The 13,991-nt window shown below is 48.6% G+C and carries 11 protein-coding genes, 1 tRNA gene and 1 rRNA gene; 4 read left to right on the top strand and 9 right to left on the bottom strand.

Going from position 1 to position 13,991, the window contains the following annotated elements; genetic code table 11:
• Positions 1–702: 702 nt before the first annotated feature.
• A complete protein-coding gene (locus tag BUB16_RS02025; RefSeq protein ID WP_073059169.1) occupies positions 703–1,215 on the top strand; it encodes a ferritin in 513 nt (170 codons plus the stop codon).
• Positions 1,216–1,779: 564 nt separating this feature from the next.
• Here the strand turns inward: BUB16_RS02025 and BUB16_RS02020 are convergent.
• A tRNA-Pro gene (locus tag BUB16_RS02020) sits at positions 1,780–1,856 on the bottom strand.
• Positions 1,857–2,113: 257 nt separating this feature from the next.
• Between BUB16_RS02020 and BUB16_RS02015 the strand changes: the two genes are divergently transcribed.
• Positions 2,114–3,955, top strand: coding sequence for a DUF4153 domain-containing protein (locus BUB16_RS02015; RefSeq protein WP_073059168.1), 1,842 nt, complete (start codon positions 2,114–2,116; stop codon positions 3,953–3,955).
• An 82-nt stretch (positions 3,956–4,037) separates the two neighbouring features.
• On the opposite strand, the gene mce is transcribed toward BUB16_RS02015, so the two are convergent.
• The 4 genes from mce to purF all read right to left on the bottom strand — a co-directional run bounded on the left by mce (position 4,038) and on the right by purF (position 8,287).
• The gene (gene mce, locus BUB16_RS02010) at positions 4,038–4,439 is read right to left on the bottom strand and encodes a methylmalonyl-CoA epimerase (protein WP_073059357.1); all 402 of its coding nucleotides are present in this window, start codon (positions 4,437–4,439) and stop codon (positions 4,038–4,040) included.
• Positions 4,440–4,557: 118 nt separating this feature from the next.
• Positions 4,558–6,156, bottom strand: coding sequence for a phosphoglycerate dehydrogenase (serA, locus tag BUB16_RS02005; RefSeq protein WP_073059167.1), 1,599 nt, complete (start codon positions 6,154–6,156; stop codon positions 4,558–4,560).
• 41 nt (positions 6,157–6,197) lie between these two features.
• Positions 6,198–6,785, bottom strand: coding sequence for a ribosome biogenesis GTP-binding protein YihA/YsxC (gene yihA, locus BUB16_RS02000; protein WP_073059166.1), 588 nt, complete (start codon positions 6,783–6,785; stop codon positions 6,198–6,200).
• Positions 6,785–8,287: an amidophosphoribosyltransferase gene (gene purF, locus BUB16_RS01995; RefSeq protein WP_073059165.1), complete on the bottom strand. Its 1,503-nt coding sequence runs from the start codon at positions 8,285–8,287 to the stop codon at positions 6,785–6,787. Before purF ends, yihA begins: the two co-directional genes overlap by 1 nt.
• Positions 8,288–8,628: 341 nt before the next feature.
• Here purF and BUB16_RS01990 point away from each other — a divergent pair, with 341 nt between their 5' ends.
• Both BUB16_RS01990 and BUB16_RS01985 read left to right on the top strand, forming a co-directional pair.
• Complete coding sequence (locus BUB16_RS01990; RefSeq protein ID WP_073059164.1) at positions 8,629–9,324, top strand: SDR family NAD(P)-dependent oxidoreductase; 696 nt, start codon at positions 8,629–8,631, stop codon at positions 9,322–9,324.
• A 63-nt stretch (positions 9,325–9,387) separates the two neighbouring features.
• On the top strand, positions 9,388–10,059 hold the full coding sequence (locus tag BUB16_RS01985; RefSeq protein ID WP_073059163.1) for a hypothetical protein: 672 nt from the start codon (positions 9,388–9,390) through the stop codon (positions 10,057–10,059).
• 217 nt (positions 10,060–10,276) lie between these two features.
• Here the strand turns inward: BUB16_RS01985 and BUB16_RS01980 are convergent, their stop codons facing one another.
• The 4 genes from BUB16_RS01980 to rrf form a co-directional block, all read right to left on the bottom strand.
• The gene (locus BUB16_RS01980) at positions 10,277–11,230 is read right to left on the bottom strand and encodes an SGNH/GDSL hydrolase family protein (RefSeq protein WP_073059162.1); all 954 of its coding nucleotides are present in this window, start codon (positions 11,228–11,230) and stop codon (positions 10,277–10,279) included.
• Between the two features lie 46 nt (positions 11,231–11,276).
• Positions 11,277–11,963 carry a Sir2 family NAD-dependent protein deacetylase gene (locus tag BUB16_RS01975; protein ID WP_073059161.1) on the bottom strand — a complete coding sequence of 229 codons (687 nt, stop codon included), beginning with the start codon at positions 11,961–11,963 and terminating at the stop codon, positions 11,277–11,279.
• 217 nt (positions 11,964–12,180) lie between these two features.
• Positions 12,181–13,695, bottom strand: a complete 1,515-nt coding sequence (locus BUB16_RS01970; protein ID WP_073059160.1) for an acyl-CoA dehydrogenase family protein — start codon at positions 13,693–13,695, stop codon at positions 12,181–12,183.
• A gap of 211 nt (positions 13,696–13,906) precedes the next feature.
• A 5S ribosomal RNA gene (rrf, locus tag BUB16_RS22345) occupies positions 13,907–13,991 on the bottom strand; the annotation flags it as partial.

The raw sequence follows: 13,991 nt of genomic DNA, 5'->3' as shown, positions 1-13,991 counted from the left end.
ACTGCCTCGATGTCTTTGCGGCTTGCGGCCGGCGGCGGTAGTCCTCTCCGGCCGAGTGCCCAAACGATTTCAAGCCATATTACCTGGTATAACCGGCCCAAATACTTTCACAAATGTCTTCAGGTTATATTGGTAACGGATCCCATTCGCACACGTCTTACGAGTATATCTTTTTACCAATATGCAATAATTGTAGAAAAAAGAAAATAGCTGGAGCAACTTACACTGAAATAAGAAGCAGCGACTATAGCTACAAAACAAAAAAAGCTCAAACCTGCTTTACAGCGTCTTGAAGCCTTTTTACGTGGTCGGGACGACAGGATTTAAACCCCGAAGCACGGCTTCGGAACATCAGCGCTCGGGTTTATAGCTTTTTCAACACTCCATAAAGCTACCCGAATAAACTTAAAACAAGTTTCCAACAGGCCCTTAATGTTGAATTAGTTGAAAGTGATAGGTTAACTAATTAATGAAAAGTAGGCAAGGAGATAGCGAGTCCTGTCGGTTTAAAGGTAGGCTCGGTTGCTGGACTTTTGGAAGTGTAAGTAGGAATTTTTAAGTGCCTGAGATTCCATACGGCCTTTTCAATAAAGGCCCTATATATACTTAATAGTAAGTATATATAGGATAATATAGCAGCAAAATGGTATATTTATAATAGATAAAAAATCAGTCAATAATTAAAATTGAATATTTGATACTATGATTAAGCAAAACATAGAAGAAGAAATAAACAATCAGATTCAAGAAGAATTTCAGTCCGCGTACGCTTACTTGGCAATATCGGCGTGGTTTGAAGAGAAAAACCTTGGTGGCTTTGCAAGCTGGCTGAAAGCCCAGTGGCAAGAGGAAATAGAACATGGCATGAAATTCTATAATCACTTGATTCAAAGAAACGGTCGACCAATATTGCAAGATATTGAAAAACCAAAAGTGCAGTTTGATTCTCCGCGAAAAGCGTTCGAATTGGCTCTTAAACAGGAGCAGCATATCACGAAACGTATTCACAAGATGTATAATCTTGCCAGGGAGGAAGGCGATTATCCGCTCGAAAGTTTGTTACTTTGGTTTATTGATGAACAGGTAGAGGAAGAAGAGATGGTGCAAGATATTATTGACAAACTAAAATTAGTTGGAGAAGACGGCTCTGGACTGTACCTTCTGGATCGCGAGATGGGTGAAAGACAAAGCCAAGGTGGAAAAGAAACAGAATAAAGAGAAGACCAACTAATAACAAGAATATTATTAGTTGGTTATAAATGAAATCCCAGCGCCGTATCACATGATTCGTGCTTCCAGTATACAGACTATCGTCTTGCAGCGTATCATGTAGACAAGCCACGTATCCATTTAAGAGCTTATTATTAGATCTATTACGGAAACTGTGCCGGCCAGAAAATAACCAGCTTTTCCAAGGACTCATAGTTAAAAAAATTTGCCTATAAGGGAAGTAGAAATATCCCAAAAAATAAAAATTGCGATAGCTATTCAGTGATTCCCTTTCCCAATGGAGTACCCCTATTTTGTAGCTATACCCACAACAGCAGGTTTGGATAAGGTGTCGATAATTGGATATTTCCCCATACTTGGCCAGTTAGCTTTGGCCTAACAATTGAGATACCGCTTGATATACCTCTCATTGGATTATGGAATGAAGGAGAAATTAGCCGAAGCATGGCTTCGGAACATCAGCAATCAGATCAGCCTGCCCTGCCTCAAAATATCTTAAAAATAATAAAGCCCTGTAACGGCTTATACTGCCATTACAGGGCTTTTTCGTGGTCGGGACGACAGGATTTGAACCTGCGACCCCACGACCCCCAGTCGTGTGCGCTACCGGACTGCGCCACGTCCCGAAATACATCAATCACAAGCACTAAATCGCAACTCTGCGAAATTCCCCGTCGCTAAAGTTCGGAGACCTCGCCCCCCTGGTCTGATAGAGTTCCGAATTAGTGAGACCAAAGATATCATCATTCGCCACAAAACTCAACTTCAAACTACCGATTGTTATTTTTGTCTGCTTATCTGATATTGTTGCTTAACATGCAGGGCGGCCTGCGCCATTACCGGGCCGTCCGATTGATAGTCAGGTGACCTAATTCCCCGACCCATGAAATTTCCTTCGCTGGAACATATTGTAAAACAGTCTTTTTCCACGCTTAGCCGCTTTCCGTTTGCTATCGCTTCGGCCATCTCAGCGGCTCTTCTTGCGGTGTATCTAATCGCCTTGCCTCACCAGCAGCTCGAGGGAGTGAGTTTTTTGTATAACGTCCTCTTTGTTCTGGTGCTGGGTATCCCGTTGTTTACCGCCCTTCCGCTGGTCGGAGAACAGCACAGGTGGGGCGGGACAACAGTAATGATAGCCAGCACTGCGGGGGCGGCCGTGCTTCTTATCTATTACTTCCTGCTCCCCGCTGCCCTCGATGGGGCTCCATCCGAACCCCTGCTCCGGTATATCCTCTATTTTATAGCTCTGCATCTGGTGGTCGCTATTGCTCCTTTTTGGGGTAAAGGAAATATGAATGGTTTCTGGCAGTATAATAAAACGCTGTTCCTGCGGATTTTAACCGCCGTTCTCTTTTCGGGCGTGCTCTTTGTCGGACTTGCCGTCGCCCTCGGCTCCATCGATGTGCTTTTCGGGGTGGATATAGAAGGAGATCTGTACCTGCAGCTGTTCGTGCTCATTGGCGGTATTTTCAATACCTGGTTCTTTTTGGCCGGAATCCCTTCATCGCTGCAGCAGCTCGATGCCATGCATGCATATCCCAAAGGACTGAAAGTTTTTACGCAGCACATACTTTTACCGCTCGTTATCGTATACCTGGTCATCCTCTACCTCTATACGGGTAAAATCATTCTCCAATGGTCCTGGCCGGAAGGCTGGGTGGCCTACCTTGTGCTAAGCTTTTCGGTAGCGGGCATATTGGCACTCTTGTTGTTGCATCCGATCCGGGAGCAGGTGGAGAACCGGTGGATCAAACGGTTTTCACGCAGCTATTTCCGTGCCCTGATACCGCTGGTGATCCTGCTGCTGCTCGCCATCTGGGTGCGCATTAACGAATACGGCATTACGGTCAACCGGTATTTTGTTCTGGTATTGGGATTATGGCTCGCCGGCGTTGTCGGCTACTTTATCCTCAGCAAAACAGAAAACATTAAGGTTGTCCCCGCATCGCTGGCTGTGGTGGCCTTTCTCATTTCTTTCGGCCCGTGGGGTGCCTTTTCGGTAGCGGAACGGAGCCAGGTAAATCGCCTGCAGCACTTTGCCCGGGAGCATAACCTCCTGAAGGAGGGTACGATCCATCAAACTTCGGAAGCTGTCCCTTTTGAAGATCGGAGAGAGATCAGCAGTATCCTTCACTATCTTAACAGTACCCACGGACTGGAGCGTATTCAGCCGTGGTTTGAACAGGATCTGAGTTCGTTAACAACTTCGGTCGGGGAAAACGACTCCACCCGGGTGCTGGCCCGGCATGAGCGTCCCCAAAAGATAGCTGAACTGATGGGGATAGAATATACGCTCAGTCCCCGCCCGGGGGAGGGAGTGACCCCCGCCAGGTATTTTTCAGCAACGCCGAACCGCTCCCTTGCAGTCGATGAGTTTGACTGGCTGTTGCGGGATATTCACCTGCGGCCGGACACTCCCTCGGATACCCTCCAGGCAGGCAATTACAGGGTGGTGGTCCGCATAGCCCCAGATTCGCTGAATATTCTGCTTTCGCTGGAGGGACAACAAGAGAGGGCCCTCAACCTTGGAGTGGATACCCTGGCCATAAGGCTATTTCAGAATGCTCAAACGACCGATTTGCCGACTGAGCGGATGATCACAGAGACTTCAAACGATCGTTGGTCCGCCAGGGCATACTTCCACAATATTAGCCTAAAAGAAGAAGGCAGTACGGATCGGCTGATATCTGCTCAGTTCGATCTGTTACTAAAACTTACGAGATAACTCCTACGCTGACTGTCAGGAAATCTTCAGGGAATACTCGCCGCATCCGACCCCGCTTCCTTTTCCCCTTTTGGCCTCTACCTCAATCAAGCGACTCACACAGCTCCACCAGCACGCCGTGATTGTCTTTGGGATGCACGAAAGCGACCAGTTTATTATCGGCCCCGCGGCTGGGTTCTTCGGAGAGCACGCTAAAGCCTTCCCCGCGCAGCCGCTCCATCTCGCCGCGGATATCCTCCACTTCAAAAGCCACATGGTGCATGCCTTCGCCTTTTTTGGCAATATATCCGGCAATAACCGAATCGGAGCCGGTGGCTCCCAGAAGCTCTACCTTGGACTCTCCGGCACGGAAAAAGGCGGTCTCTACCTGCTGCTGATCGACCGTCTCGCGCTTGTAGCATTCCGCCCCAAGCAGCTTTTCATAGGTCTCGATCGCCTCCTCGAGGTCCGCCACCGCTATGCCGATATGATCGAGATATTTCATATCCATATCATAATATACCTTGGAGTGGCCGGGCGTCTGTAGTCATATGGAAAGCTATTATTCTTAATATAATGCCACACATCCCCGGATCCCGGATTCTGAATTCCGGATTTTTCCTTTATTTTCCGTTCGTCAGGCTGATGTACTTCAATGCGTTAACGCCGTCAATGCCGATGATCGGCTCGAGCTCTTCCTCATCCAGCGGCTTATCCACCGAAATCGCCGTAATGGCATTAGAGCCTTTACCGGTTCTTCCAAGGCTCAGGGAACCGATGTTGATGCCCTGCTCGGCCATGGTGCTGCTGACACCGGCCAGCATTCCCGGCTTATCCACATTCTGGTACATTACGATATCCCCTTCCAGGCGAAGCTCAATACCGTAGCCGTCAATTTCTACGATGCGATAGTCATTCTCCCCGAAGACAGTGGCCGAAATGTTCTGGTACTCAGCTCCTTCGCCCAGCCGGATGGTGATCAGGTCGTTAAACGTTTTGGTCTCGCCGGCCTTGGTTTCCTTGATCTTCATGCCCCGCTCATCGGCATAGTGACGGGCATTAATCAGGTTCACGGCTTCGCTTACGTGATGCGAGAGGATCCCTTTCAGGATCGAATCGGTCAGCACGTCGGAGAACCTGGAACAGGCTCCGCTGTATTCGAACGAAAACTCGTTGGCGTGCTCGGGAGCCAGCTGGATAGCCACGCTTCCCAGTCTTTGCGCCAGCTCCAGGTAGGGCTGTACTTCTTTGTTGGTTGTCAGTGAAATGGACTTGCCGTTCAGGCTTCCCTTAAAACTTTTTTGCTCCAGGGCGTCGGACATCTGATACGCAATCTGCTCGGCTACTTTTTCCTGGGCCTCTTCGGTGGAAGCTCCCAAATGCGGGGTACAGATAATGTTGGGGTGCTCCAGTATTTCATACAGCCCGGCGTTGGGCGGCTCCGTGGAATAGGCATCTACGGCGACACCGGCTACGTATCCTTCATCAATCAGCCGGGGCAAATCTTCCTCTTTATAAATACCGCCGCGGGCGCAGTTTATCAAAAATACCCCTTTCTTCAGCTTGTCAGCATTATCCATAGAGACCAGCCCTTTGGTCTTTTCGGTAAGCGGGGTATGCACGGTCAGAAAATCGGCAACGCCCAGCAGCTCATCCAGCTCCAGCAATTCTACATTGAGGCTGTCCGCTTTTTCCACGGAGGCGAACGGATCGTATGCTTTTATATTCATGCCGAACTTCTTCATCCGTTTGGCCACTTCGCCCCCTATTTTTCCCAACCCAATAATGCCGAGGGTCTTATTATGAACTTCCGTACCCATATACTTTTTTCGATCCCATCCGCCGCTTTTCACTTTCTGCACCGACTGGGGAATATTCCGGGCGATAGCTAAAATCATCCCACAGGTATGCTCCGCGGTAGAGACCGTATTGCCGTCGGGGGTATTCATCACCAGTACGCCGCGGGCGGTGGCAGCCTCGATATCAATATTGTCGACGCCTACGCCGGCCCGTCCCACTACTTTCAGCTTCTCAGCCGATTGGAGGATTTCAGGACTGACGGTCGTTGAACTGCGAACGACGATACCGTCGTATTTTTTTATTTCGCGATGCAGCTCTTCTCCGCTCAGGTTGTGATTACGTGTTACTTTAATACCGCGCTCTTCAAAAACTTTTTCGGCGAGCGGGTCAACATTATCCAGGATAAGAATGCTAAATGACATGGAGATCGATTATACGTTTAACGTTAGGTTTTATATTTATATCACGATACAAATTCAGATATCAAGTCTTTTACTTCGCTGGTACCTATATCCTCTTTTACGGAACTTATAACAATAGGTACTTCTATATTCATTTCATCTAAAATGCGCTTGACCCGTGCTTTGGACTGCTGGCGCTTATTGCGGGAAATTTTATCGCCTTTGCTCAATACGACGATGAACGGGAGACGATTGGCACCGAGCCAGTAAAAAAATTCTTCATCCAGCTTGCTGGGCTTGTGGCGGATATCCACCAGGTGGACCACCAGTCGCAGGGTAGTCCGCTCCAACAGGTATTCACGGATATCCCGGCCCCATCGCTCCCGCTCCTTTTTGGATACTTTGGCATACCCAAAGCCGGGCAGGTCCACCAGGTAGGCCTTGTCATCTACCAGGTAGTAGTTCATCTGCTGCGTCTTTCCCGGCGTGTTACTGGTCCGGGCCAGCCCCTTGTGATTGACCAGCGCGTTTATAAGCGACGATTTTCCCACATTCGAGCGTCCGGCCAAACAGATTTCAGGATAGTAGGCATCCGGGCATACGTCCAGGGAAGGAGCACCGGTTACGAAATGGGCTTTTTTAAACTCCATCAAACAATCTCATTTTCTTCTTTCCCAATTCCGAAATTGACCGGCACCGGGTAATCTTCCGTAAAGCAGGCGGTACAGTAACCGCCGGAGGAAGGATTCGATTCCCTGACCGCCTCAACCAATCCCTTCGCGGATAAATAACGAAGACTGTCAACTCCGATCTCTCTTGCCATTGCATCGATATCGCGACCGTATCGATTGGCGATCAGCTCTTTGGGATCGGGAAAATCCAGCCCGTAAAAACAGGGACCGATAACCGGCGGCGAACTCACCAGAAAGTGTACTTCGGCGGGATTCGCCTGGCGGATCATGTTCACCAGGTACCGCGAGGTCGTCCCCCGGACAATGGAATCATCGACAATAATGACCGAACGACCCTCAATAACGCCTTTGACCGTGTTAAACTTCGTCCGCACTTTCTGCTCCCGGGATTTTTGTCCGGGCGAAATAAATGTTCTGCCTACATAGTGATTGCGAATCAAGCCGATCTCAAATTTACATTCGTAGCCCAGTTTTTGGTTTTCATGCACATACCCCAATGCCGCCGTATTGCTGGAATCGGGTACCGAAATAACAATCGGCTTGGTGTCGCCGGTATCCCTGCGGACGACTTCACTGATCGGATGCTCTTTGGCCAGGTGTTTCCCGAGATTTCGGCGTACTTTATCCACATTCTCGCCAAAAATCTTGCTGTCGGGACGAGAAAAATAGACGTATTCAAAAATACACTGGCTGGTATCGGTCCCGTATTCCGGTTCGAGATGATAGGAATCCGGCTCCGAGTCGCTGCCGGCTTCCTGGTCGATCACCAGCACCTCGCCCGGGTCAATATCGCGAATATACTCGGCATCGATGATGTCAAAAGCACAGGTTTCGCTGGCTATGCAGTAACTGCCGTCTACCTTGCCGAGGGCCAGGGGACGAAATCCATTGGGATCACGAACCGCAATCAGCTTGTCATCGGTAAGCATCACCAGGCTGTACGCTCCCTCAATCTGCTCGAGCGCATCCAGTACCTGCTCAATCTGTGTGGCCTTCTGGCTGTGGGATATCAGGTGCAGAATCAGTTCGGTATCAGAGGTACTCTGAAAGAGCACGCCTTCTTGCCGAAAGCGATTGCGAAGCTGTTGGGCGTTGGCGAGGTTTCCGTTATGTCCGATGGCAATATTGCCTTTGTGATAATGCACGCGAAAGGGTTGTATGTTGGCAGGATTCCGGGCGGCTCCGGTGGTGGAATACCGGTTATGGCCGATGGCAGCGCGTCCCTTCAGCTCGTTTTTGAACATTTTCTGGTCGTCAAAGACTTTCAACACCAAGCCAAAGTCGCGATGGGCGGGCATCACCCATCGTTTTTTTTCTTCGTCAAAATAAGATGTTACTATACCAGCCGATTCCTGTCCCCTGTGCTGCAGGGCGTGTAGCCCGTAATAAGAAAGGAGGGCTGCATCAGGATGATTTTGAATCCCAAAAATACCGCAATAATCTCGTGGCTTATCGATCATTAATTTATTTGCGTGGTCATATATTTTCGATGGACATAAAGTTAATAAAATCGACGGCGAATTAGTAACAAAAATAAATGGGTAGTACACCAATTCGATATTGCGGGACACCGGGATGCCAGACATCGTGAGCCGCTCGACGGGAGCGTCCTGTGAATGCCTTTTATCATATTGATGCACTGCTTCCGACTGCCGGGTTTTCCCATGACATGGCAGGGGAGCAAAATGGATTGGTCCAAATAAACCCTATGAAACAATACCTGCCTTCTATGTAAACGCAATTATATTATACGTTGTGAGATCCCTGTGGTCTTCTTACTTTCACCAACAAAAAGCCCTCTATGTCAAAAGTTATTATTGTTACCGGAGCCAGCCGCGGAATCGGCTATGAAGTCTGTCAACAGCTCGCAAACCGGAGTCACCAGGTGGTGGCTGTGGCGCGGTCCGCGGGACCACTGAAAAGGCTACGCCAACAATACCCCGCCTTTATTTCCGATATTCCCGCGGATTTGACCGACCAGGATGCCGTGGATCAGCTTGTTCGCACTGTTTCATCAACTTTCGAGGGCGTGGATATCCTCATCAATAATGCGGGCACACTTATAAACAAGCCGTTTGAGGACCTATCATTGAAAGATTGGCGTGCTCAGATCGAAGGCAATCTGATTAGCGCCGTAAATATTACGAAACAATTGCTGCCTCACTTTAATACAAATGCACATATCATTAACATCAGCAGCATGGGCGGGTTCCAGGGAAGTGCTAAATTTCCCGGGCTTTCGGCCTACAGCGTGTCCAAAGGAGCCCTGAGTATTTTAACGGAATGTCTTTCGAGGGAGCTTGGGGGACAAGGAATCAGTGTTAATGCATTGTGCCTCGGCGCTGTACAGACCGAGATGCTGGAGCAGGCATTCCCCGGCATTAAGGCGCCCGTCTCCCCCGAAGAAATGGGGGAGTATATAGCAGACTTTTCCCTCAACGGGTCTGCTTTTTATAATGGGAAGATCTTACCGGTTGCCCTGGAAGATCCCGAATAATTTTGGAATTATACTGCATCTGCCTAAAATACGGCTAACATTAAAACCATTACCTTTCAAGACATGAAAAGATATCTACAGCTACTGTTTATTTTCGCACTATTTGTTTCCGTTCTTCCTCAACAATCAAAGGCACAGTCTATCAAGCTGGTAGGCCAAAATACCCTGAACGGAGCTATTAACGGCGTGCTGCTTGGTGGGGCCACAATGGCGCTCCAGGACAACGACAAATTCGGCCCGATACGCGTGGGGCTCGGGAGCGGGACGCTCTACGGTATTGGTGTGGGTATTCATGATGTTTCCCTGATCGACAAGGGCCAGCAGTTTTATCTTTCCGGGACCTTCAACGACGCTACCAACTCTTCTGTCATTCCACTGTTGGATACTATTTACGGAGCAGCAGGCGGGGCATTGATAGCCTCTTCCGTAGCGCTGATCATCAAAGAACCGCTGACGGATGCCCTTCAATACGGCTCCGGTATCGGGGCGTGGGCCGGATTCGGTTTTGGACTGGTTGACGCCTTTTTCCTGGCAGAGGGACCTGATTTTAGCCAGGCCTCTACGCCCAGCCCTTCGAATGTGGATGGATTCATCACCTACGAAAATGCTTCAAGGTCCGTAGAAATCGGGATGATCAGTCCCTCCATGGTTAAACAGACCACGGTTTCTGCCAATGCACTTTCAACTTCCTGGACTCCTTCTTTGACGGTGATGAATGTAAGTGTGAACCTTTAAATCCATACTATTCGCCGTGAATGCGACATAACCTTTATGTATGTCATATTATTATTAAGCTTACCTTTGAGAGAAAGACAGAAAAATACTGCGACATGTACTTGTGGGCGACGTTGTTGTCTTTTCGAAAGGCAATCGACGTATATGGTCTATATTTCTATTCCCTGGTTCAACTTCGCCTTGCACACAATCAAATTGTTTAGAGAATGATCCCGGGCTAAGCTTCTCCACCTTTGTAGTCATCGGGCGTTTCAAAACTGCTCCCCTCTTCCGGATCCCTGGCTAACGCTAAAAAGCGGATAAGTTCTTTAACGGTATTGACGTGACCCGAAAGCGAGGGATGCAGCCCGTCACTCAGGTAGTTCCAGGCCGCCGGAAGATCACTTTCGTCCCCCGCTTCCTGCTCCTGATCTCCTTCTTCTTCGTGCATGCGTTCACCAAGCGGATCGACGATATAGCCTTTTTTGCCGGAAAGAATTTCCCGGATACGGCTCAGATCTTCTTCAAAAAGGTCAAAATTAAAAAGCCTGATCTGTTGCAGCATTTCAGGAATTACGGGGGGAGGGCTCATCCAGATAAGCGGATTATCCGTTACCTCCGATACCGCAGACTCGATGGTATTCAGGTTTTCCCAGTAGTCGGCAAGCGAAACCAGCGGCCGGTCGGGCGCCACATGCAACCGCTGGGCGTCAAAGGTACCCAGGGCTACGATTACCCAGTCGGGTTGATGGTCCAACACATCGCGATTCAGCCGCTTTAAGGCATCGGTTGAAGTATCATAGGAAACGCCGCTGTTAATGAAGGTAAAGTCCGGCTGGTCCAATCCGATTTCCAGTACATGCTGAAAAATATGGAACCAGCCTTGCAGGTCATCGGTAATGGAATCGCCCAGAGCCACGATGGTGTCTCCTTCCTCAAACGGAAGATCTTCGATCCACTCAGCAACCTCCGGGTCCTCCAGCATCTCAACAGCAGCCTGCCTGGCATTTGCGGAGAACCGGCCTCTCAGCTTCAACAGTTCATCTTTTTCAATACCCATCAGGCCGGCAATGGCTTCCTCGTTTTCGATGCCCGGCAGTAAGGGATATCGCTTCTCAAGGTTTAAAAATTGCAGCAGGTACTTTTCTAACACTTCCTGCTCTTCTTCACTTGCTTTATAATCTTCAGACATGAACTTTTTAGTCTATTAAAATGATTGCAGATACCACTAAACTACTTTACCTGTCTAATAATTCGCTCGCCAAGGGAGGCGTCCCTTTTTCAGCGGTTTTCCGGATATGCTTCCACCCGGAATAATCGACCAATTCGGGGTTGGCGGGATCAATAATGTATTTCGGTATTCCGGGCCGGGCCAGGTCTGTCAGTCCCGCCGCCGGATATACCACCAGGGAGGTACCGATGACCATCAAAATATCAGCTTCGGGTACGATTGCAGATGCTTTTTGCATCCGGGGCACCGGTTCGCCAAACCAGACCACATGGGGCCTTAACTGGGCGCCGTCTTCAGCCGTATCTCCCACTTCAACAGCCTCTCCCCCGATATCATAGATTAGCGACGGATCTTCTTCGCTTCGAACTTTGGACAGCTCACCATGCAGGTGAACGACATCCGTAGACCCCGCCCGTTCATGAAGGGAATCCACATTTTGGGTAATAATGGTAACCTCGTACTTCTCTTCAAGCTCTGCAAGCGCCTGATGTCCCCGGTGGGGATCGGCTTCACAGGCCTGTTTGCGGCGTTGGTTATAAAAATCAAGCACCAGTTCTCTATCTCTTTCCCAGGCCTGGGGGGTTGCTACCTGACTTATCTCATGTCCTTCCCAGAGGCCATCGGAATCACGAAATGTTTTGAGTCCGCTATCGGCACTCATTCCGGCACCCGTCAGTACAACTATTTTCTCCATATTAAGTTAATGGAATTGAATTTCTATAAGAAGTCTTTGCAAAACGCGTGTACTCCTTTTCGAATCCCCGGGAAGGGATCTGCAAATCCGGATAACAATAAGAGTTACAGCATCTAACACCCCGTTGTAACTGATGCTGAACACGAAGCGCCTCGAACTGCCGTCATGATTCAGCATGATACCGCAGGAGTGGGCAAAAGGCCTCTATGACTAAACATTATGATGAATGTGCGTATTTGGGGGCAATCGACTCAAGCCAGGAGCTGGATTCTTCATAATTTTCCACCACATCGGGCGCATTTTCATTGATAAAGGTCGTAACCATCCGCTCCACATCTCCCCGGAGCGTTTGGATCGTATTTTCAATCAGCTGCTGGTTGAAACCTTTATCGCTCAGCCGCAGCGTAAACTCCAGTGAGATCACTCTGCTGAGTATTCTTCCCAATTCAACGAGTCGATCCTGTGCGAGTTTGTTATCGATCTTAAAATCAAGTAACTCACTAAAATAGTCTGAAGCACGCTCAGTGAGCTTAAAGTCACTCAAAAACTGATACAAGTTATCCAGTTTCATCCTTCTCATCCGCTTCAGCACGGATTCCGAAATTTGCTGATACAGAATATCGTTGGATCCCTCAAAAATTTGAAAGGGTCGGCTGTCGATCAGGGCGCGTCCCGCTATATGATCAAGACGATAACCTTTAGCTCCCGTCAGCTGCAACAACGACTGGGCTGCCTGCTGCATCAAATCTGTCGTATAAGTTTTGATCGTATTTGCAGCGATATCCATGCCGGATACATCCTTGTCTATCGGCACATTTTTGCTGGTATACGCACACATAGCCGAACAAACAGTAAAAGAGGACTGTAAACGGTTGAGTCGCTTTTTAACCTGGTCGTAGTTAAATAAACTTTGTCCCCCCACCGAACGATCTTTGCAATGCGTAACTCCTTCAACCATCATACGTTTGAGAAATCCAATACCCATTCCCGGAAACTGAAGACGGCTTCTGTGGAGGGTATCCAACATCATTTTTATGCCTGTTGATTTGGGCTGTAGCCGGTAGGCTTCAGGCACTGTAATGTTGATTTTATTTCTGCCGTAAGGAAGCATATATAGTCCCAGATTCTTGTAATACTCCTCTACTTCTATGCCCCCCCGCTTACTGTCATGGATAAAAAAGCCGATATCACGGCCTAACTTCCCGGAATTACTTTTTCTCCGGGCAGTAATAAGCCAGAAATCAGCGGCACCTGTTAACCCGGCCCAATGCTTCGTTCCCTTGACGTTATACACAATATCGTCTCCATTTTGAACCTTGTCAAAAGAAGTTTCCATACGAAGGGCATCCGATCCGAAATCGGGCTCCGTAATCATCAGTCCCCCCATATTTTGTTCATTGAGAAACCGATCAAATATAGGCTTCTTGATTTCTTCGGACCCATAGTTTGCAACGGGCTGTAAAAAAAGGGCGCCGTTTATTCCCATCATCAGGGAGAGCGGAAGCGATTCATATGAGCTTGCTTCCAACAGGGCCAGCGCCTCATGGGTGAGAGCGCCACGTCCCCCGTATTCTTTCGGGATAAACACGCTGAGCGGCTTGCATTCCATCACCTGCTGGAAGATATCCTCAGGCAGTCCCCGGCTTAAACTGAGCTCATTAATATCTTCTTCCTTATTAAACAGCTCATTCAGTTTCGTCTTATATCGACTAATAAACTTAGAAAATTCCATATATAATGCCCATAATTGAAAATAAAAGCTTTTTCATTAAAGCCTTCCTGTTCTTTTAAAAGCCTAAATAAGCTTTGGCTTTAGTATAATATACTGATTTTGAACTTATTGGTACAAACCTTTGTATGACTTCAAAGGTTTGTGGTGTATTGCTGCAACAAAAAAGGCCCTTCATGGGGAATCCATGAAGGGCCGTGGAGAAAAAAAAGGGAGCAGGAGGGGACCTACGCTTCCGCCCTGAGGGCAGTACCATCGGCGCTGAGCAGGGTCACGGCCGTGTTCGGGATGGGAACGGG

Source organism: Fodinibius roseus, assembly GCF_900129315.1.
GTDB classification, from domain to species: Bacteria; Bacteroidota; Rhodothermia; order Balneolales; family Balneolaceae; genus Fodinibius; species Fodinibius roseus.
This window is presented reverse-complemented; position numbering and strand designations above follow the sequence as displayed.